At 54.3% G+C, this 19,372-nt stretch carries 18 protein-coding genes; 11 read left to right on the forward strand and 7 right to left on the reverse strand.

The window, feature by feature from the left end:
• Positions 1–25 precede the first annotated feature (25 nt).
• From serA to GAH_RS08745, 3 genes are all read right to left on the reverse strand, one after another.
• Positions 26–1,612, reverse strand: coding sequence for a phosphoglycerate dehydrogenase (gene serA / locus GAH_RS08735; RefSeq protein ID WP_048096174.1), 1,587 nt, complete (start codon positions 1,610–1,612; stop codon positions 26–28).
• A 94-nt stretch (positions 1,613–1,706) separates the two neighbouring features.
• Positions 1,707–2,051: a P-II family nitrogen regulator gene (locus tag GAH_RS08740; protein WP_048096175.1), complete on the reverse strand. Its 345-nt coding sequence runs from the start codon at positions 2,049–2,051 to the stop codon at positions 1,707–1,709.
• The gene (locus GAH_RS08745) at positions 2,048–3,238 is read right to left on the reverse strand and encodes an ammonium transporter (protein ID WP_048096177.1); all 1,191 of its coding nucleotides are present in this window, start codon (positions 3,236–3,238) and stop codon (positions 2,048–2,050) included. The genes GAH_RS08740 and GAH_RS08745 overlap by 4 nt, the downstream gene beginning before the upstream one ends.
• 234 nt (positions 3,239–3,472) lie before the next feature.
• Between GAH_RS08745 and GAH_RS08750 the strand changes: the two genes are divergently transcribed.
• A complete protein-coding gene (locus GAH_RS08750; RefSeq protein WP_245604011.1) occupies positions 3,473–3,907 on the forward strand; it encodes a ribbon-helix-helix domain-containing protein in 435 nt (144 codons plus the stop codon).
• 133 nt (positions 3,908–4,040) lie between these two features.
• Here the strand turns inward: GAH_RS08750 and GAH_RS08755 are convergent, their stop codons facing one another.
• Positions 4,041–5,750, reverse strand: coding sequence for a long-chain-fatty-acid--CoA ligase (locus tag GAH_RS08755; RefSeq protein WP_048096179.1), 1,710 nt, complete (start codon positions 5,748–5,750; stop codon positions 4,041–4,043).
• 79 nt (positions 5,751–5,829) lie between these two features.
• On the opposite strand from GAH_RS08755, the gene GAH_RS08760 reads away from it, so the two are divergent.
• Entirely contained in the window at positions 5,830–7,098 is a 1,269-nt protein-coding gene (locus GAH_RS08760; RefSeq protein WP_048096180.1) for a tRNA (N(6)-L-threonylcarbamoyladenosine(37)-C(2))-methylthiotransferase, read from the forward strand.
• Here GAH_RS08760 and GAH_RS08765 read toward each other — a convergent pair.
• The gene (locus GAH_RS08765) at positions 7,070–8,638 is read right to left on the reverse strand and encodes a sodium:solute symporter family protein (protein WP_048096182.1); all 1,569 of its coding nucleotides are present in this window, start codon (positions 8,636–8,638) and stop codon (positions 7,070–7,072) included. The genes GAH_RS08760 and GAH_RS08765 overlap by 29 nt on opposite strands.
• Positions 8,639–8,866: 228 nt before the next feature.
• On the opposite strand from GAH_RS08765, the gene GAH_RS11050 reads away from it, so the two are divergent.
• On the forward strand, positions 8,867–8,992 hold the full coding sequence (locus tag GAH_RS11050) for a hypothetical protein (protein ID WP_281173926.1): 126 nt from the start codon (positions 8,867–8,869) through the stop codon (positions 8,990–8,992).
• On the opposite strand, the gene GAH_RS08770 is transcribed toward GAH_RS11050, so the two are convergent.
• Positions 8,989–9,387, reverse strand: a complete 399-nt coding sequence (locus tag GAH_RS08770; protein WP_048096183.1) for a hypothetical protein — start codon at positions 9,385–9,387, stop codon at positions 8,989–8,991. The two genes, GAH_RS11050 and GAH_RS08770, sit on opposite strands and share 4 nt — an antisense overlap.
• A gap of 83 nt (positions 9,388–9,470) precedes the next feature.
• Between GAH_RS08770 and hisG the strand changes: the two genes are divergently transcribed.
• The 8 genes from hisG (at position 9,471) to larB (ending at position 18,776) form a co-directional block, all read left to right on the forward strand.
• Positions 9,471–10,313 carry an ATP phosphoribosyltransferase gene (gene hisG, locus GAH_RS08775; RefSeq protein ID WP_048096185.1) on the forward strand — a complete coding sequence of 281 codons (843 nt, stop codon included), beginning with the start codon at positions 9,471–9,473 and terminating at the stop codon, positions 10,311–10,313.
• A 70-nt stretch (positions 10,314–10,383) separates the two neighbouring features.
• Positions 10,384–11,940, forward strand: coding sequence for an acetyl-CoA carboxylase biotin carboxylase subunit (locus GAH_RS08780; protein WP_048096187.1), 1,557 nt, complete (start codon positions 10,384–10,386; stop codon positions 11,938–11,940).
• Positions 11,940–12,221: a winged helix-turn-helix domain-containing protein gene (locus tag GAH_RS08785; protein ID WP_048096865.1), complete on the forward strand. Its 282-nt coding sequence runs from the start codon at positions 11,940–11,942 to the stop codon at positions 12,219–12,221. The genes GAH_RS08780 and GAH_RS08785 overlap by 1 nt, the downstream gene beginning before the upstream one ends.
• Entirely contained in the window at positions 12,218–12,688 is a 471-nt protein-coding gene (gene purE, locus GAH_RS08790; protein WP_048096189.1) for a 5-(carboxyamino)imidazole ribonucleotide mutase, read from the forward strand. The genes GAH_RS08785 and purE overlap by 4 nt, the downstream gene beginning before the upstream one ends.
• A 26-nt stretch (positions 12,689–12,714) precedes the next feature.
• Entirely contained in the window at positions 12,715–13,737 is a 1,023-nt protein-coding gene (gene purC, locus GAH_RS08795; RefSeq protein WP_048096191.1) for a phosphoribosylaminoimidazolesuccinocarboxamide synthase, read from the forward strand.
• Positions 13,730–14,812 carry a glutamine-hydrolyzing carbamoyl-phosphate synthase small subunit gene (carA, locus tag GAH_RS08800; protein WP_048096192.1) on the forward strand — a complete coding sequence of 361 codons (1,083 nt, stop codon included), beginning with the start codon at positions 13,730–13,732 and terminating at the stop codon, positions 14,810–14,812. The genes purC and carA overlap by 8 nt, the downstream gene beginning before the upstream one ends.
• Positions 14,813–14,821: 9 nt before the next feature.
• The gene (gene carB / locus GAH_RS08805; RefSeq protein WP_048096195.1) at positions 14,822–18,061 is read left to right on the forward strand and encodes a carbamoyl-phosphate synthase large subunit; all 3,240 of its coding nucleotides are present in this window, start codon (positions 14,822–14,824) and stop codon (positions 18,059–18,061) included.
• On the forward strand, positions 18,048–18,776 hold the full coding sequence (gene larB / locus GAH_RS08810; RefSeq protein ID WP_048096197.1) for a nickel pincer cofactor biosynthesis protein LarB: 729 nt from the start codon (positions 18,048–18,050) through the stop codon (positions 18,774–18,776). The genes carB and larB overlap by 14 nt, the downstream gene beginning before the upstream one ends.
• Here the strand turns inward: larB and GAH_RS08815 are convergent.
• The gene (locus tag GAH_RS08815; RefSeq protein ID WP_048096199.1) at positions 18,771–19,355 is read right to left on the reverse strand and encodes a [protein ADP-ribosylglutamate] hydrolase; all 585 of its coding nucleotides are present in this window, start codon (positions 19,353–19,355) and stop codon (positions 18,771–18,773) included. The genes larB and GAH_RS08815 overlap by 6 nt on opposite strands.
• Positions 19,356–19,372 lie beyond the last annotated feature (17 nt).

Here is a 19,372-nt window from a genome sequence, read left to right on the forward strand (position 1 = left end):
GCAAAGAATTGAATGAAAAAGAGGTTCAGAGGTGGATGTAAACCGCGTCGATTATCCCGTCAAGCTTCTGCATCTCCTCGAGCACCTCTTCACTCGGCGGATCGTCAACGAGCAGAAGCATGAGCTGGATTCCCCCGGGCTTATCGCCATATCTGCCGACAATCATTCCGGCGATGTTGATGTTGTTCTTGCCGAACAGCGTTCCAACCCTGCCGATGACCCCGGGCTTGTCCTCGTGCAGGGAGATTATGTAGTGCCCTTTCGGGACGAAGTCGGTCTTGTACTTGTCTATCTTGATTATCCTGTAGTCGTCTCTGCCAAAGCTCGTTCCAGCAAGGTAGATCGACCTTCCTCTCCCCTCAACGTTCACCTCAAGCAGGCTCTCGTAGCTGTCGGTCTTCTCTATCTTGCTCTCCTCGACCTCTATGCCCCTCTCCTTTGCGATTGGCATCGCAGAAACAAGGTTTATGTTTGGCCCGAGTATGTACTCAAGCAGGCCCTTCAGCAGAGCCCTTGAGAGGTAGGATGTGTCTCTCTCGGCAAGCTTGCCCCTGTAGGTGACCTTGACCTTCTCGAAGTTCCCTCCGAGCCTTGCGGCGGCAATCTTCCCCATCTTCTCGGCCAGCTTCAGGTAGGGCATCAGGTATTCGAACTCCTCAGCGCTGAGGGATGGGAGGTTGACCGCGTTTCTGACCGGATACCCGTGGAATAGGTTTATTATGTCCTCTGCGATTATCAAACCCACGTTGGTCTGGGCCTCCTTTGTCGACGCACCTATGTGGGGGGTGGTGACGACGTTCTCCAGCTTGAGGAGTTCGCTGTTCGGGTCTGGGGGCTCGGTCGAGTAAACGTCAACCCCAGCGGCATACACCTTTCCGCTCTTTATCGCCCTGATAAGCGCGTCCTCGTTAATTATCCCTCCCCTCGCGCAGTTGATGACTATTACTCCATCCTTCATCCTCTCGAACTCTCTCTCGCCTATCAGGTTCTCGGTCTCCTTGGTTTTGGGAACGTGAACGGTTATTATGTCAGCGTTCTCTATGAGCTCGTCGAAGCTCACGAGCTTCACTCCGAGCTCTTTAGCCTTGCTCTCGCTTATGTATGGGTCGTAGGCAATAACGTTCATGTCAAAAGCCTTCGCCCTCTTGGCGACCTCGTAGCCTATCCTTCCCAAACCGATTACGCCTATGGTCTTCCCCCTGAGCTCCACTCCAACGAACTTCTTCCTCTCCCACTTGCCCTCCTTAACGCTCCTGTCGGCCTGGGGGATCTTCCTCGCCGCTGCGAGAATGAGGCCTATGGCAAGCTCAGCCGTCGAGACCGTGTTACCTCCGGGAGCGTTAACGACAATAATTCCCTTCTGCGTTGCCGCGTTCACGTCAATGTTGTCTACACCAACTCCAGCCCTGCCGATGATCTTGAGCCTCCTGCCCCTCTCTATGACCCTCGCGGTGACCTTCGGAGAGCTCCTCACTATGAGGGCGTCGTAGTTCTCGATTATCTCCTCAAGCTCCTCCTCACTTATTCCGGGCCTCTCGTCCACCACGAGGCCCTCTTTTCGCATTCTGTCAATCGCCTCTCTGGCGATACTGCTGGCCACGAGGACTTTCATCGGATTCTGCTGAATCTGGCTTAATATAAACTTTTTTGAACACGATTCAGATGGCATGATCGCCGAATCATAATGAAAAATAGTTAAAAATGGGCTACTTTCCGTTCGCAGACCTCAGAACCTCTCCCGTCCTGATCCTCACAGACTTCTCCACGGGCACGACGAATATCCTGCCGTCCCCGAACCTCCCGGTTCTCGCGTTCCTGCAGATTATCTCCACGACCTCGTCAACGTCCTCGTCATCCACGACTATCTCCAGCTTTATCTTGTGGAGCAGATCCACCTCAATCGTGCTGCCCCTGTACTGGAGCTGTATGCCCTTCTGCTCCCCCCTTCCCTTTACCTCCGTGACCGTCATGCCCACGTAGCCCTTCTCAGCCAGCGCATCTTCCACTGCCTCAAACTTCTCAGGCCTTATTATCGCGACGACCATCTTCATGCGTACCCCACCTCTCCGTGCTGGGGTATGTCGAGTCCAACGTACTCCTCCTCGAGGCTGACCCTCAGAGGCGTCACGGCATCAACGACCTTCGCTATCGCGAACGTCACGGCGAATGAGTACGCTATTGTCACGGCTACTGCAATCAGCTGGATGGTAAGCAGCGACGGGTTTCCGTAGAGCAGGCCCGCATAGCCCCCAATGGACGGGTTGGCGAAGAGACCAATCGCCAAGCTTCCGAAGGCACCGCCAACTCCGTGAACTGCCCACGCGTCGAGCGACTCGTCGATTCCCTTCCTGATTCTGAACTCGAGCGCGGTGAAGCAGAGGGCTCCTGCAATGATGCCGATGACTATGGCAGCGCGGACGTCAACGAAGCCCGCTGCTGGCGTTATCGTAGCAAGACCGGCAATCACTCCAGTTATCACTCCAAGGCTTCCCGGCTTGCCCTTCAGCCAGCTGATCGCCATCCACGTGAGCCCGGCAAAGCTTGAGGCCACGAATGTGACGGTTATGGCATTCACTGCAATCTCGTTTGCCGCAAGCGCACTACCACCATTGAACCCGAACCAGCCGAACCACAGCATCGCTCCGCCTATGAGCGTCAGCGGAATGTTGTGGGGCTCAATTGGGTGCTCTCCATACCCATACCTCTTGCCGAGCACGAATGCGAGGGCAAGCGCCCCGAACCCGGAGCTCACGTGGACAACAATCCCTCCTGCAAAGTCCAGCGCTCCGAGCTTTGCCAGCCACCCACCTCCCCAGAGCCAGTGGGCGAAGGGTATGTAGACCAGCGTCACCCAGAGCACGCCGAAGATCAGGAATGCAGAGAACCTCATTCTCTCCGCGATCGCTGACGTTATTATGGCGAGCGTTACCGCTGCGAACATCATCTGGTAGATCATGAAGAGCATCTCTGGAATGCCGTCGCCCCCAATGCTGACCCCGCTCAGGAAGGCCTTGCTCAAATCTCCTACGAACCCTCCAACGTCTCCCGAGAACGCCAGTGAGTAGCCGTACACTGTCCACAACGCTCCGACAATTATCGCGGAGACGATGCTCAGCGTGATCATCGAAATGACGTTCTTCTTCCTGACCATTCCGGCGTAGAAGAACCCCACTCCCGGGATCATCAGCATTACGAGTGCCGTTGATGCGAGTATCCACGCAACATCTCCAGCTTCCATGGATGCAGCAAGGAGGTGTGGTATTTAAACTTGTTTAGTAACTTTTCTGAAAAGTTCATAAAACTTGAAAAATACTGAAAAAATTCTAAAGAAAATTTAGTGAAGTCGGGCTGGACTTCAGCTATCTTAATTTGCTATTGAGTTTTTCGAAAAAATCCCGTTTTGCATTAACGATTTTTAGAAGTTTTCCGGTTTGATCAAAAATTTTTTAAATTATTTCTGCGAGCAGGGTGCATGAAGAACCCTCCCCGGATCTCAATCGCCCTCGACGAGGAGACCAACAGGATATTCACCGAGCTGAGGGGATCGTTCACAAGCGTCAGCGAGATGTTCAGGGAGCTCCTAAGGTTCTACAGCAGGTTCAGGTTCCTCGAAAATCAGGATCCGTTCAGGATAAAGACCTACGTCGAGATGCTCTCCGAGGGTGAGCACGTGATCCTCGACATAGACCACTGGGTCGCGTTTCTCAGGTTCATGAACACTCACCCAGAAAAGGAGAGGTTCTGGGAGGTTCATGAGAGGATCCCAAGTCGCACGCCGAGGAGTTCGAGGGGAGGGACGCGGAGTTCATACTGCGGAGATTGGAGGCCTGCAACTTCTTCAGGCTCAACGTCAAGAGCGGGGAGTACACCCTCGTCCTCTGGAATGACGAGGTCAAGGAGTTCGTGAGGGAGTTCCTCGAGGGCGTTTTCGAGGGCATGGGTATCAAGGCCGAGATCAAGGAGGAGATAGCCAAGCTGAGGGTCAGGTTTGAGCAGGGAGAGTAGAGAACAGAACAAAATTTGAATAAAAAATTAAGTCGTCATTCAGTCTTCTTCATCTCCTTCTCCCTCAGCACCCTCCTCAGTATCTTCCCCACAGCAGATTTGGGCAGCTCATCCACAAACTCTATCAGCCTCGGCACCTTGTAGGCAGCAAGCCTCTCCCTGCAGAACTTCTCGATCTCCTTCTCGTCCACCTTGCCTTTATACTCCTCCTTCAGCACGATGAACGCCTTGACCGTCTCCCCTCTGTACTTGTCAGGGACACCAATCACCGCGCACTCCAGCACAGCAGGATGCTCATACAGAACCTCCTCAACCTCCCTCGGATAGATGTTGTACCCACCCGCAATTATCACATCCTTCTTCCTGTCCACTATGTAGAAGTACCCATCCTCATCCATCTTCGCCATGTCTCCTGTGAGAAGCCACCCGTTCACGAGTGTCTTCTTCGTCTCCTCCTCCATCTTGTAGTACCCCTTCATCACCTGCGGGCCGTAAATTGCAAGCTCTCCCACTTCTCCAACCGGGAGGATCTTGCCCTCCTCGTCTATGACGACTGAATAGGTGTCCGGGAAGGGGATTCCTATGCTGCCCTCCTTGTTGAGCCCGTAGAAGGGGTTTCCGTGCGTGACGGGTGAGGTCTCGCTCAGGCCATAGCCCTCAATGAGCTTGGCCCCTGTCTCCTTCTCGAAGGCCCTTTTCAGCTCTATTGGCAGCGGAGCAGCCCCGCTTATGCACGCCTTCAGGGATGTGAGGTCGTGCTTCTTCAGATCCGGGTGGTTGAGTATCGCGTTGAACAGCGTTGGAACTCCGCAGAATATTGTCACCTTGTACTTGTCTATGGCCTGAATTATCCTCTTGATGTCTCTCGGGTCTGGCAGGAGGATTATCTTCCCACCAACGGCGATAGGGGCGTTCATGCTCGTCGTCATGCCGAACACGTGGAAGTATGGCAGAACTCCGAGGAACACGTCCCCTTTACCCCTCCCGGGTATCCACTCCACGGTCTGGTAAACGTTCGCTACGAGGTTGTAGTGGGTGAGCATCGCGGCCTTTGGCAGTCCTGTGGTTCCGCCGGTGTACTGGAACACAGCAACATCCTCCTTCGGGTTTATCTCCTCTCTTTCCTTCAGCTCCTCCCTGCTGAGCGCCTCCCTCCACTCGTATATGCCCTTCTCCTTCGGAATGCTCACCTTCTCCTTCTTGAACCTGTACAGGAAGTTCAGCGGGAAGGACAGGTACTCCTCCACCCTGCAGACGATGATGTGGTCAATCCTCCCCTCTTTCATGAGCCCCTGAATGTTCTTGTAAACGGGCTCGAAGATTATGGCAATTCTCGCCTCGCTGTTGTCCGCTATGTGCCTCAATTCTCTTTCAGTGTAGATCGGGTTGGCCTGAACCACCTTGCCTCCAGCCTTCAGCACCGCGTAGTAGGAGATGATGTAGTGGGGGATGTTGGGCAGGGCGAGCATCACCCCGTCTCCCTTCTTCACCCCGAGCTCCTTCAGGAAGGCTGCGAGCCTGTTTGATGCTTCATCAAGCTCCCTGAACGTGATTTCCTTGCCGAAGAATACAACTGCGGTGGCATCAGGTTTCTCCTTAGCCGTATTCTCCAGAAGAGCGTAAAGCGGCACCTCTGGATATTCGAGAGAATCGCGAACCCACTCGTCATAGAACTTCAGCCAGACCCTGTTTATCTCCTCTGGCCTTATCTCGGTAATGTTCCGTCCTTCCACACCCAGCGCCATGCTAAATTCTTGGCGATTAATTATTTAAAACTATCCCGAGGGTTAAGGTTAATATTCAGAAAGGGCCATGGCATGTGGAATGCGGGTTTACATTGAGACGTACGGCTGCACGACGAATCAGGCTGACACGGACATAATGAGGGGCATTCTCTCCCAGAGGCACGATGTCGTCGGGAGCCCTGATGATGCGGAGATAGTGGTCGTCAACACGTGCGGGGTCATAGACTTCACTGAGAGGAAAATAGTCAGGAGGATCCGGGAGCTTAAGGGCAGCGGCAAGAAGGTGATTGCCACTGGTTGTTTGTCGAGAATTTCGAGGAAAAACCTCAGAGAAGTCTGTGACGCGCTCGTCAGCCCCGACAACGTGCACAGGATAGATGAGGCGGTTGAGGGGGTTGCGAGGGGAGAGAGGGTTGAGATTCTGGAGGTAACGTCGGTTGACAAATCCGAGCTGTGTATGTACAAGAGGAGGCTTAACGAGAACGCCATAGCGATCGTGTCGATATCTGAGGGCTGTCTCGGAAGCTGCAGCTACTGTGCTACAAAAATCGCGAGGGGGAGGCTGAGGAGCTTCTCGGTTGAGAGCATTGTTAGAGAGGTTGAGGTTGCGGTGAAGGCTGGATACAGGGAGATACAGCTCACGTCTCAGGACACGGGAGCTTACGGCCTTGATAGGGGAGAGAATCTCGCCGATCTGCTTGAGAGGATAGCAGGGATAGAAGGGGACTTCAGGGTCAGGGTGGGCATGATGAACCCGCAGCACGCAGTGGCGATCCTTGACGATCTGATAAACGCGTTCAGCAGTGAGAAGATCTACAAGTTCCTGCACATCCCGGTTCAGAGCGGAGACAACAGGGTTCTGGAGGACATGAGGAGGGGACACACCGTGGAGGACTACGAGCATGTTGTCGAGGAGTTCAGGAGGAGCTTCGATGACGTCGTGGTTTCGACGGACATCATCGTCGGATTTCCGACTGAGACTGAGGAGTCGTTCTGGATGAGCTACGAGCTGATCGAGAGGATGAGGCCGGACATAGTCAACATAACCCGGTTCTCTCCGAGAAAGGGCACACCCGCATACAGGCTGAGGGACATGCCTGACTGGATAAAGAAGGAGAGGAGCAGGAAGCTCACAGAGCTCACGAGAAGGATCGGGCTTGAGAACAACCTGAAGTTTGTTGGAAAAAGCGCGAGGGTGCTCGTGACAAAAGCCGGAAAGAACGGTACGCTCCTCTCAAGAACGGACTCTTACAGGCCGGTCATCGTCGAATCTGGAAAAATAGGAGAGTTTCTCAGTGTAAAAATTGAAAAGGCGGAGTTCAACTACCTGAAGGGCTCTCCCTGCTGAGCAAACTCACCACCACGAACGTCAGCGTTGCCAGCGGTAAAGCAATCACCATGGGGTCAATAACCGTCCACGGGAATCCTGCAAGCGCGTCCTTTCCGAATAGCATTCTCGCAATTCCGAGAGCAGAGGACTCCTTTATGTGGAAGAACGTTATGTAGATCATTGACGTTGCGAAGCCAACGACTATGCTCGCCTTTGCCCCTGCCGAGCTTGCCCTGCTCCAGTACAACCCTCCGAGGTATGCGGGGAGGAAGGATGAGGCGCAGAGGGCGAAGAACATCGCAGTTCCCCTGGCGATGACTCCTGGCGGGAGGATGTACGCGAGGAAGATACTGAAGAGTATTCCCACCGCTATGGCCATTCTGGTTATCAGCACCGTCCTCTCGTCGTACTTCCCCTTAAGAAATCCCGCCTGAAACACATCTCTGCCGAGGGCGCTGCCGATTGTGTGGAACTGGCTGCTCAGCGTGGACATTGCCGCTGCGAGCAGCGTGACGAGGAACACAGCAACGAACCAGTCTGGCATGAACGAGCTTATGTATGCGGGTATGACCTTGTCCACGTTTCCTCCTGCAACAGCGATTGACGGCTTGCCCACAGTCTCCATGAAGTACGCGTTGCTCAGCGCACCGACTATGAATGCCGTTCCTACAGTGAAGAAGATGAATATGCTCCCGATCGGGACGGCCTTGTCCAGATCCCTGTCGCTTGCTACAGTCATGAACCTCACCGCAAGCTGCGGCTGGGCGAGGACACCGATGCCGACTCCGAGTATGAGCGAAGAGACGAGAGTCCACCACGCAGCACTCCCGAGCTCAGGGAAGTTTGTCCATCCCGTGTACCCGGGTATTTTCTGGGCGAATATCTTTATCGCAACTGGGTTTAGGGATGTGAGGGCTTCATGGGCCTGAACTATCCCTCCGAACCACGAGTACGTCATTGCGAGGAGAACCACCATGCTCGCGAGCATTATGGTTCCCTGAAAAGCATCGGTGTAAACGACTGCAATAAGGCCGCCATAGACGACGTACATCGCTATGATCAGCGCCATTATGAATAGCGCGATGTTGTAGTCTATGTTCAGCGACACCTCAATGAACCTCGCAGCCCCTATGAGCACCACTCCTGCGTAAAGGGGCATGAAGAGAAAGACTATAAGCCCTGAGAACACCTGAATGAATCTGGAGTTGTACATCTTGCCCATGAGCTCTGGAAACGTCAGAGCGTTGACCTCAAGCCCCTTCTTCCTGACCCTCTTGCCGACCACCGCGTATGCGATGATTATGCCCACGAGGATGTTCAGGAACGTGAGCCAGAGGAGGGAGAAGCCGAAAATGCTCGCCACCCCTCCGAACCCGACTATCGCGGAGGTCGAGATGAAGGCCGCCCCGTATGACAGGGCCATAATCACCGGGTGTATCCTCCTGCCCGCCACCAAGTAGTCTTCCGAGTCCTTGGTAGTTCTGAAGCCGTAGTAGCCGAAGTAGCCCGTGACGAGTAAATATGCTACCACTATTATTGCTACAAGCAGCAGATCCATCCCATCACCTCTTCAGGATTCCGTAGAGCACTCCACCCACCACAACAAGCACCGTCAGCAGGTATCCTGCCGCTGTCCAGACGTCACCCATGCCCAGCATTCCCATCACCTTGACACTGTGTTACTCTGAGACACACTTGCAATATATAAGCTTTGTGATCTGGTATTATAAAAGCCGAAGTATTATTTTTAGAAAAATTTTTAAATGGGGTTGGTAAATAATTAATCATGAACAAATGTCCCATCTGTGGCCACGAACTCTCGGTAGAAGAGGACAGCAACGAGGTAACCAAGGTATCCAGAAAGTGCAGAAAGTGCGGTTTTGAGGCAGTTGACTATGCCATGAAGCACTAAAGCGAGTCGGGGTCGTTTCCCAGCACGACAGTCCACCACCATCTGGCCATGTCAACGAGGTCTCTGCTGAACATGCCGGAAAGTCTGTATTCTCCACCTCTTATGGATATCATTCCCGCTCCCAGGAGCTTGTTTCTCATTGAGTAGAACGATGAGCGGTTCATCTCGAGCATCTTCATAGTCTCCTCCCACTCATCAACCCTAAGCGGTCTTCCAGCCTTCTGCCTCTCCTCGATGAGAGTTATGAACTTCATCGCTTTTATCGCCACCTCCTCCTTCCTGAATATCCTCCTCATTAGCTCGAGAAAAGGGTTCTTGGACTGGGTTATCCTCGCGCTCGCCGAGCTTCTGACGATTATCGACGTTGCCGTCCGCGGTGCGTCGCTGACCTTCATGTTCTCTCATTCTCCAGATAGCTAAAAATCTGTTTCGGATGTTGGGCTGAAAAACTTTTAAAACTCGTTGACAAGCTGGGGTGATGATTATCGCCTTGCCGAACAAGGGCCGGCTGGCAGAGCCCTCCTTAGAGCTGCTGAGGTCTGCCGGGATCAAGGTGGAGAGCGAGGGGAGGAGGCTGATAGCCTCGACCAACAGAGAAGATATCGCGGTCCTCTTCGCGAGGGCCCGGGACATCCCGGAGTACGTTTACAAAGGAGCAGCCCAGGTGGGAATAACCGGGCTGGACATGGTTTATGAGGCTGGGGTGAGCGTTGAGACACTCCTGAAGCTCGACTTCGGGAAGGCAAAGATAGTCGTCGCCGCACCATCGGGCTCGGAGATAAGGAAGGTTGAGGATCTTGAAGGAAGAGCTGTGGCCACGGAGTTCAGGAAGATCACTCAGGACTTCTTCTCTGGGCTTGGAATTGACGTTGAGATCGTGGAGGTAAGTGGAGCGTGCGAAATAGCCCCGTCCATAGGTATAGCCGACGCGATAGTTGACCTGATGTCCACAGGAACCACCCTCAGGCTGAACGGCCTTGAGGTAATCGCAGAGATCATGGAAACGCAGGCTGTGCTGATCGCCAACAGGAAGGTGGTGGATGATTTCAACGTGCAGGCTCTCAAGACCGCCCTTGAGAGCGTTCTGAACGCGAGGGGGATGGTCTACCTGATGATGAACGTCCCGGAGGACAGGCTTGAGGACGTGAAGAGCGTCGCCCCGGGACTGAAGGGGCCGACCGTCATGAAGGTCGAGTCCAACGGAATGCTTGCAGTCCATGTTGTGATCCACGAAAGCCACCTGTTCGAGGTCGTTGAGAGGCTGAAGATGGCTGGAGCGAGAGACATACTGGTGATTCCGGTTCAGAGACTGATATTTTAGCCCGCTTTCCCGTTTTCGGAAACTTCAATTAGGAAAATCTATTTAAGTTGCGGAATTGTGCAGGGATGCAATGTTCCGCAAGATTCTGGTTGCCAATCGTGGCGAGATTGCGGTAAGAGTTATGCGTGCCTGCAAGGAGCTGGGGATAAAAACCGTGGCTGTCTATTCTCTCGCCGACAAGCGTGCCTTTCACCGTGTTTACGCTGACGAGTGTTACTGCATAGGCGATCCCGAGCCGGCAAAGAGCTATCTGAACATGGACGTGATTCTTGAGGTCGCGAAGAAGAGCGGGGCTGAGGCCATACACCCCGGCTACGGGTTCCTTGCGGAGAACCCCGAGTTTGCAAAGAGGTGTGAGGAGGAGGGAATCGTCTTCATAGGTCCCTCACCTGATGTGATCTCGGCAATGGGCTCCAAGATTAACGCGAGGAGGCTGATGAGGGAGGCAGGAGTGCCGGTGGTTCCGGGGAGCGAGGAGCTCAGAACTGCGGATGAGGCCGTTGAGTTCGCGGAGAAGATTGGCTACCCTGTGGCGATAAAGGCCAGCGGAGGTGGGGGTGGGATTGGGATAACCATCGCCAACAACGCCGAGGAGGTCAGGAAGGCGTTTGAGAAGAGCAGGAAGCTCGGAGAGAAGTACTTCAGGGACTCCTCTGTTTACGTTGAGAAGTACCTGCCCAAGCCGAGGCACATAGAGTTTCAGATACTCGCCGACGACAGGAAGGTCATCCACCTCGGCGAGAGGGAGTGCAGCATCCAGAGGAGGCACCAGAAGCTAATTGAAGAGGCACCATCTCCAGCTTTCGACGAGGAGGTGAGGGAGAGGTTCGGGAAGATTGCGGTTAAGGGTGCAAGGCACATAGGCTACAGAAACGCAGGAACGATGGAGTTTCTCTATCAGGACGGGGAGCTTTACTTCCTCGAGATGAACACGAGGCTTCAGGTCGAGCACACCGTGACCGAGATGGTCACGGGAGTGGACATCGTGAAGGAGCAGCTCAGGATAGCTTATGGTGACGGGATAAGCTTCGATCAGGAGGACGTGACGATCAGGGGGCATGCCATAGAGGCGAGGATAAACGCTGAGGATCCGATAAGCTTCCTGCCGAGGAGCGGGAAGATAGTCAGGTACCGCTCCCCTGGCGGGCCTGGAGTGAGGGTTGACAGCGGAGTGCACATGGGGTACGAGATCCCGCCGTACTACGACTCAATGATCTCCAAGCTGGTAGTCTGGGGCAGAACGAGGATTGAGGCGATTGCGAGGATGAGGAGGGCGCTGTACGAGTACATAATTGAGGGTGTCGAGACAAACATCCCCTTCCACATGGTCGTCCTCGAGGATGAGGAGTTTGTTAGGGGTAACACGCACACGAAGTTTGTTGACGAGAGGAACATACCCGAGAGGGTTCTGCAGTCCCTCAAGAGCATCAGGCACCTCAAGACGAGGCTGGACGAGATATTCACGAGGGATCACTACGAGTGCGAGTTCGAGGAGAATATCGTGCCGGTTGCGGTTTCAGCTGTCATGGCCTACATCGAGAGCGAGAGTGTGGAGGGGCTCATAGAGGCAAAGACGAGCGAGTCGTGGAAGATATACCACAGGCTGAAGAGGCTGGGGTGGTTCTGATGCCGGACGAGAAGCTTGCAAGGGCTCTGAGGGCGAGGGTCAGGAGGAAGATCCTGAGGGAGATAATCAGCGCCGGCAGGCTCAGCGTTCACGAGGTCGCGGAGAGGGTGGGAATCTCGGAGTACTCGGCTTCAAGGCACCTCAAGCTCATGTACGACCTCGGAATCCTCGACTTCGAGCAGAAGCACCCCGAGAAGTACTACTTCGTCAAGCTGAAGTCCCTGAAAGACCTGCTTGAGGCGTATGATAGGGTTGTTGAGGAGATGGAGGTGAATAGATGAAGGCCGTAATCTTGATGGGCTCAAAGAGCGATCTGGATTATGGTAAGAAGGTGGCAGAAAAGCTGAGGTTCTTTGGAATTGATGCCGTGCTCAGGATAGCCTCGGCCCACAAAACCCCTGCAAAGGCTCTCGAGATAATTGACGAGTACGAGAATGAGGACGTGGTCTTCGTCACGATAGCCGGAAGGAGCAACGCTCTGAGCGGTTTTGTTGATGCAAACACAACGAGGCCTGTGATCGCCTCTCCACCCATAAGCGAGAAGTTCGCCGGGATGGATGTGCTTTCAAGCATAAACATGCCCTCGGGTGTGTCGCCAATGCTCGTTCTCTACGCCGAAAATGCCGCTTTGGCCGTGGCGAAGATATTCGCAGTCAAGAGCGAAGAGGTCAGGAAGAGGATCATGGAGTACCAGAGGGCCAAGAAGGAGGAGATCTACAGGGCAGACGAGGAGGCAAAAAGTTTATAATCTAATCCACCAAGCGGTGATCCCAGATGGGGAGCGTTAAAGATCTCGAAATTTTGAAGCCGCCGTCAGAGAGGCCCGGCATCGGAAGATTTCACTTCTCCGATCGCTATTCCGTCTTCGACTACGGCGAGATGCCAGACCTGCTGGAGAACAAGGGCAAGGCTCTGTGTTTGCTGTCAGCACACTTCTTCGAGCTTCTCGAGAAGGAGGGAATCGCCACGCACTACATTGGCGTTGTTGAGGAGGGGAAGGCTAAGAGGCTGGACGAGCTTAGCGAGCCCACAAACGTGATGGAGGTGAAGCTCGTCCACGTTCACAGGCCTGAGAGGAGAGGAGATGGCTACGACTACTCGATCTTCCAGAGCCTGAAAGGCAACTTCCTGATCCCGCTTGAGATCATCTACAGGAACTCTCTGCCTGAAGGGAGCAGCGTCTTCAGGAGGCTGAAGAGGGGAGAGATCTCCCTGAAGGATCTTGGACTTGAGAGGATGCCCGAGCCGGGTCAGAGGATGGAAAGACCGATTGTGGACTTCTCGACAAAGCTTGAAGATGTGGACAGGTACCTGAGCAGGGAGGAGGCGAGGAGAATCTCCGGCATGAGCGAGGAGGAGTTTGAGGCGCTTGTAAAGCTAACGCTTAAGGTTGACGAGATCATCACCAGAGAGACTGAGAAGGCAGGAATTGAGAACGAGGACGGAAAGATAGAGGTTGCTTTTGACGAAAATCGCGAGCTGATGCTTGTCGATGCTCTCGGCACGCCAGACGAGTGCAGGTTCAGCTTCAACGGCATCGAGATGAGCAAGGAGGTGCTGAGGAGGTACTACAGGAACACTGACTGGTACAGAAGAATCGAGAAGAGCAAAGGGGAGGAGGAGTGGAGAAAAATTGTAGGGAAACCACCGAGACTTCCCGAGGAGCTGAAGAAAGCGGTTGAGGAGATGTACATGTCCGCATGCAACGAGATTGTTGGCCGAAAATTCTTCGACACCCCTCCCATGAAGGACGTGATGAGGAAGATTTCCGAGTTTATGGAGGTGTACGATGGTTAAGGCTTACCTCGCTCTTGAGGATGGAACCGTGGTAGAGGGCGTTGCCTTTGGAGCTGAGAGGGATGCGGAGGGAGAGCTGGTCTTCAACACCGCGATGACGGGGTACGTTGAAGCACTGACAGATCCAAGCTACAAGGGGCAGATTCTGATGATGACCTACCCGCTCATAGGCAACTACGGGGTTTGCAGGGAGGATTTCGAGAGCGACGGGGTTAAGGTGGAGGGCTTTGTTGTGAAAGAGCTGTGCAGGCACCCGAGCAACTGGAGGAGCGAGATGAGCGTCGATGAGCTGCTGAAGGAGTACGACGTGCCGGGGATAGAGGGCGTGGACACGAGGATGATAACCAAGAAAACGAGAATCTACGGGGCGATGAAGGCTGTCATAGCTGTTGGAGACGATGTTGATAAAGAAAGGCTCGTGGAGAGGGCAAGAAACCAGCCCTCGATAACCGAGCTCGACCTCGTTGACAAGGTGTGTGTTAAAGAGCCGAGGAGGATCGAGGCGAAAAAGCCGAGGTTCGAGGTTGTTCTGATAGACCACGGGATAAAGATGAGCATAGTCAGACAGCTTCTGCTTAGAGGGGTGAGCGTCACGCTGGTCCCATACACCTATCCCGCCGAGAAGATTCTTGAGGAGGATTACGACGGGGTTTTCATCTCAAACGGTCCCGGAGACCCCGCGAGGGTGAGTGAGAGTGTCGAGACGATAAGGAGGCTGGCTGGAAAGCTGCCGATGGCTGGCATATGTCTCGGCCACCAGCTCGTTGCGAGGGCATTCAACGCCAAGACGTTCAAGCTGAAGTTCGGCCATCACGGCGCTAACCAGCCCGTGAAGGACTTCGAGACAGGCAGAGTTTTCATCTCAAGCCAGAATCACGGGTTTGCGGTGGACGAGAAGACCCTGCCCAAGGACATGGAGGTCACGCAGATAAACCTCAACGACAGGACTGTTGAGGGAATAAGGCACAGGGATATTCCGCTGATAAGCGTGCAGTACCATCCTGAGGCTGGCCCCGGCCCCCACGACACCTACTTCTTCTTCGACGAGTTTGTGAGGATGCTTGAGGAGTATTAGGGTGATGCGATGCCGAAGAGAGAAGACATAAAGAAGATCATGGTCATAGGAAGCGGCCCGATAGTCATAGGGCAGGCTGCCGAATTCGATTATTCCGGAAGTCAGGCCTGCAAGGCCCTGAGGGAGGAGGGTTATGAGGTCGTCCTCGTCAACTCCAACCCGGCAACCATCATGACAGACCCTGAGATGGCCGACAAGACATACATCGAGCCCATAACCGCTGATGTGGTTGCGAGGATAATCGAAAGGGAGAGGCCTGACGCTCTTCTCCCAACACTTGGCGGTCAGACCGGGCTGAATGTGGCCGTTGAGCTGCACGAGATGGGAGTTCTCGACAAATACGGGGTCAAGCTCATTGGTGCGAACATCGAGGCGATAAAGAAGGCGGAGGACAGAGACCTTTTCAGAAAGGCGATGGAGAACGTCGGGATTGAGGTACCGAGGAGCGAGATTGCCAACAGCGTCAGAGAAGCTTTAGACATTGCAGACGAGCTTGGTTACCCAGTGGTTGTCAGGCCAGCCTTCACCCTCGGAGGAACGGGAGGGGGGATAGCCTACAACAGAGAGGAGCTGATGGAGATTGCGAAGAAGGGCATAGAGATGTCCCTGATAAATCAGGTGCTCATCGAGGAGAGCGTGATCGGCTGGAAGGAGTTCGAGCTTGAGGTGATGAGGGACAAGGCCGACAACGTGGTGATAATCTGCTCCATCGAGAACTTCGACCCGATGGGCGTGCACACCGGAGACAGCATAACCGTCGCCCCAGCCCAAACCCTCACAGATCAGGAGTACCAGCAGCTGAGGGACTACGCGATAAAGATAATCAGGGAGATCGGGGTTGAGACGGGCGGGAGCAACATCCAGTTTGCCGTTCATCCTGAGAATGGCAGAATTCTTGCCATAGAGATGAACCCAAGGGTGAGCAGGAGCTCTGCACTGGCGTCGAAGGCAACGGGATTCCCGATAGCAAAGATTGCCGCGAAGCTTGCTGTAGGCTACACGCTCGACGAGATTCCGAACGACATAACCAAAGAGACACCTGCAAGCTTCGAGCCCACGATAGACTACGTGGTCGTCAAGATTCCGAGGTTCGCTTTCGACAAGTTCCCCACTGCGGACAAAACTCTCGGCACGCAGATGAAGAGCGTTGGGGAGGTAATGGCGATAGGCAGGACATTCGAGGAGGCGCTGCAGAAGGCGATAAGGAGCCTCGAAATCGGCAGGTTCGGGCTTGGAGCCGACGGGAAGGATAAGAAGCCGGGAAGGGACGAGATAATCCAGAAGCTCATAACCCCCAACCACCAGAGGATCTTCTACATAAAGTATGCCCTCGAGAGCGGGTTCTCGGTGAGGGAGGTTGCCGAGCTCACCAAGATCGACCCATGGTTCATAGAGAAGATAGCCAACATCGTTGGCATCGAGAGGGAGCTGAGAGAGTACGCGAAAACCCACACGATCGAAGACCTGCCCATTGAGGTTCTCAAAAAGGCCAAGCAGTACGGCTTCAGTGACTACCAGATTGCCAGGATATTCGGGGTGAGCGAGAGGGATGTCAGAAGAGCGAGGAAGAGAGCCGGGCTTGTCTCGACGTTCAAGATGGTTGATACATGCGCTGCCGAATTTGAGGCCAAAACGCCATACTACTACTCGAGCTACGAGCTTGAGAACGATGCTGTGAGGACTGACAGGAAGAAGGTGATGATTCTCGGCAGCGGGCCCAACAGGATAGGACAGGGAATCGAGTTCGACTACTGCTGTGTGCATGCAGTCCTGAGCGCGAAGGAAGAGGGATATGAGACCATAATGGTGAACAACAATCCAGAGACGGTCTCAACCGACTACGACACCTCGGACAGGCTTTACTTTGAGCCTATAACCCATGAGGACGTTATGGACATCTACGAGAACGAGCAGCCCGAGGGTGTGTTCGTCCAGTTTGGAGGTCAGACCCCACTGAACATAGCGAGGCAGCTTGAGGAGAGCGGGGCGAGAATCCTCGGCACATCTGTGGACTCCATTGATCTTGCAGAAGACAGGGAGAAGTTCGCGGAGATATGCAGGAAGCTCGGCATTCCCCAGCCGGAGAACGGCATAGCGTTCAGCATAGAGGAGGCTAAGGAGATAGCGAGGAGGATTGGGTACCCCGTGCTTGTAAGGCCCAGCTACGTCCTTGGCGGAAGGGCGATGGAGATCATCTATGATGAGGAGACGCTCGAGAGGTACATAGAGGAGGCGATAGAGGTAAGCCCTGAGAAGCCGATCCTGATAGACCGCTTCTTAGAGGATGCGGTCGAGGTGGAGGTTGACGCTCTCTGCGATGGGGAAGAAGTGGTGATAGGCGGGATAATGGAGCACATCGAGGAGGCAGGAGTTCACAGCGGCGATTCGGCATGCGTCCTGCCACCCCAGACGATCCCGCCGGAGATCATCAACAGGATCATAGACTACACGAGGAGGCTCGCCCTCGAGCTGAAAGTTGTGGGGCTGATAAACATCCAGTATGCGGTTAAGGGGGACACGGTTTACATACTCGAGGCAAACCCGAGAGCGAGCAGAACCGTTCCGTTCGTGAGTAAGGTAACGGGCATACCCCTTGCAAAAATTGCAGCGAAGCTTATGCTCGGAAAAAAGCTCAGGGAGCTTGGTGTCAGGGAGAGGATATTTCCGAAGCATGTGGCCGTGAAGGAGGTCGTCTTCCCGTTCATAAAACTCCCCGGGGTTGATCCGGTTCTCGGGCCGGAGATGAAGAGCACGGGAGAGGTCATGGGCATCGACTACGACTTCGGCATCGCCTACTACAAGGCTCAGTTGGCTGCCGGCATGAGGCTGCCATTGGAGGGCACGGTATTCATCAGCGTCAGGAGGGAGGACAGGGAGAAGGTGCTGCCTGTTGCAAAGAAGCTCAGCGAGATGGGGTTCAGGATCCTCGCGACTGACGGGACTGCTGAGTTCCTGAGGAGCAACGGGATTGAGGCTGAGGTGGTTCTGAAGGTCAGTCAGGGGAGGCCAAACGTGATAGACAAGATAATCAACAGGGAGATCGACTTCATAATCAACACCCCCAGCGGGAAGAGGGGCAAGACAGAGGGCTACATGATAAGGAGGGCTGCGGTGGACTACGGTGTGCCCTACATAACCACAGTCAGCGGAGCTATAGCGGCCGTGAAGGGAATTGAGGCGATGAGAAGAGCGAGGATGACGATAAAGAGCATTCAGGAGTACCACAGGGAGATGGATGAAGGAAATTGAGGAGCTGCTTAAAAAGCTGGATGGAAAGACAATATCCAAAATTTTTCTTGAGAGGTTAGCTGAGGGCATTAACCTCGACCACATGAGGCACCTCAGGGCAGGAAAGCCAGAGGCCGTGCTCGCGGAGTTCAAAACGGTTGACGAGGTTGTCGAGATAGCGAAAAAGTGCGTGTCCGAAAAAAGGCCCGTCCTCTTCACAAGGGTTACTGCGGAGCAGTCCACAGCACTCTCAGAGCTCGGGCTCGCTATCAACGAGAGGGCGAGGACGGCAAGGCACATGAGGCTCGAGGAGGAGTCAGGAAAGGTTGCAATTTTCGCTGCCGGCACGTCGGACATTCCCGTGGCGGAGGAGGCGAAGGAAACTGCAGAGTTTCTCGGGATGGAGGTGCTCAGGTTCTACGATGTTGGTGTTGCAGGAATACACAGGCTCATAGAGCCACTCGAGGTGCTTTCGAAAGAGGACGTGGACTCGGTGATCGTGGTTGCAGGGATGGAGGGTGCGCTGCCGTCAGTTGTTGCAGGTCTCGTTGACCTGCCTGTCATTGCGGTTCCAACGTCTGTGGGTTACGGAACAAGCCTGAAGGGCTTTACAGCCCTATTCTCAATGCTCCAGAGCTGCTCATCGGGGGTTGCGGTCGTCAACATAGACAACGGCTTCGGCGCGGCCGTTTTTGCCCACCTGATCTCGAAGAGGGTCAGGAAAAAGAGGTTATAGGCGCTTCTCAAACACACTCTTGGCCTTCTGGAGGGACTCGCTGTCGTATATGACCAGCGCAACCACCTTCAGGTTCCTTGCCTCTTCTGAGAACTCCTCCACGACCTTCAGAAAGGTCTCGACCACCATCTCGAGTGGGCATCCATAAATGCCAGCGCTCACAGCCGGAAATGCTATGCTCTTCAATCCGAGCTCCTCGGCCTTTTTCAGCGGGCCAAGGAACGCGAGTCTGAGCTTCTCCTCGTAGCTCTCCCCCCACTTCCCCCTGCATATTGGCCCGACTGTGTGGATGACGTACCTTATCCCGTTCTCCTCGAGCCTCATCGCTGGCGTTACAACAACCTCTCCGTGCTCGATGTAGTCCCTGCCGACCTGCTCCCTCATCGCCTCCTTGCTGATCCTCGTGTATTCAGCGGCATTCCCAGCACACGCCCTCGCTATGGCATACGCCACTCCACCACCGTGCTCCAAGTGCCTGTTTGCCGCGTTGACGATCGCCTCAGCTGGGTACTTGGTAATGTCCCCCTGAACGAGCCTCACCTCAACGCCGCTGAACCTCAGGACGACTTCGGGCTTCATATTCTGAATAATGCTGC

The sequence above is a fragment of the Geoglobus ahangari genome (assembly GCF_001006045.1).
Taxonomy (GTDB): domain Archaea; phylum Halobacteriota; class Archaeoglobi; order Archaeoglobales; family Archaeoglobaceae; genus Geoglobus; species Geoglobus ahangari.

Coding starts and splice junctions, on each gene's coding strand:
- serA (WP_048096174.1), bottom strand. CDS start 1,612: ATGAAAGTCCTCGTGGCCAGCAGTATCGCCAGAGAGGCGATTGACAGA.
- GAH_RS08740 (WP_048096175.1), bottom strand. CDS start 2,051: ATGAAGATGGTCGTCGCGATAATAAGGCCTGAGAAGTTTGAGGCAGTG.
- GAH_RS08745 (WP_048096177.1), bottom strand. CDS start 3,238: ATGGAAGCTGGAGATGTTGCGTGGATACTCGCATCAACGGCACTCGTA.
- GAH_RS08750 (WP_245604011.1), top strand. CDS start 3,473: ATGAAGAACCCTCCCCGGATCTCAATCGCCCTCGACGAGGAGACCAAC.
- GAH_RS08755 (WP_048096179.1), bottom strand. CDS start 5,750: ATGGCGCTGGGTGTGGAAGGACGGAACATTACCGAGATAAGGCCAGAG.
- GAH_RS08760 (WP_048096180.1), top strand. CDS start 5,830: ATGCGGGTTTACATTGAGACGTACGGCTGCACGACGAATCAGGCTGAC.
- GAH_RS08765 (WP_048096182.1), bottom strand. CDS start 8,638: ATGGATCTGCTGCTTGTAGCAATAATAGTGGTAGCATATTTACTCGTC.
- GAH_RS11050 (WP_281173926.1), top strand. CDS start 8,867: ATGAACAAATGTCCCATCTGTGGCCACGAACTCTCGGTAGAAGAGGAC.
- GAH_RS08770 (WP_048096183.1), bottom strand. CDS start 9,387: ATGAAGGTCAGCGACGCACCGCGGACGGCAACGTCGATAATCGTCAGA.
- hisG (WP_048096185.1), top strand. CDS start 9,471: ATGATTATCGCCTTGCCGAACAAGGGCCGGCTGGCAGAGCCCTCCTTA.
- GAH_RS08780 (WP_048096187.1), top strand. CDS start 10,384: ATGTTCCGCAAGATTCTGGTTGCCAATCGTGGCGAGATTGCGGTAAGA.
- GAH_RS08785 (WP_048096865.1), top strand. CDS start 11,940: ATGCCGGACGAGAAGCTTGCAAGGGCTCTGAGGGCGAGGGTCAGGAGG.
- purE (WP_048096189.1), top strand. CDS start 12,218: ATGAAGGCCGTAATCTTGATGGGCTCAAAGAGCGATCTGGATTATGGT.
- purC (WP_048096191.1), top strand. CDS start 12,715: ATGGGGAGCGTTAAAGATCTCGAAATTTTGAAGCCGCCGTCAGAGAGG.
- carA (WP_048096192.1), top strand. CDS start 13,730: ATGGTTAAGGCTTACCTCGCTCTTGAGGATGGAACCGTGGTAGAGGGC.
- carB (WP_048096195.1), top strand. CDS start 14,822: ATGCCGAAGAGAGAAGACATAAAGAAGATCATGGTCATAGGAAGCGGC.
- larB (WP_048096197.1), top strand. CDS start 18,048: ATGAAGGAAATTGAGGAGCTGCTTAAAAAGCTGGATGGAAAGACAATA.
- GAH_RS08815 (WP_048096199.1), bottom strand. CDS start 19,355: ATGAAGCCCGAAGTCGTCCTGAGGTTCAGCGGCGTTGAGGTGAGGCTC.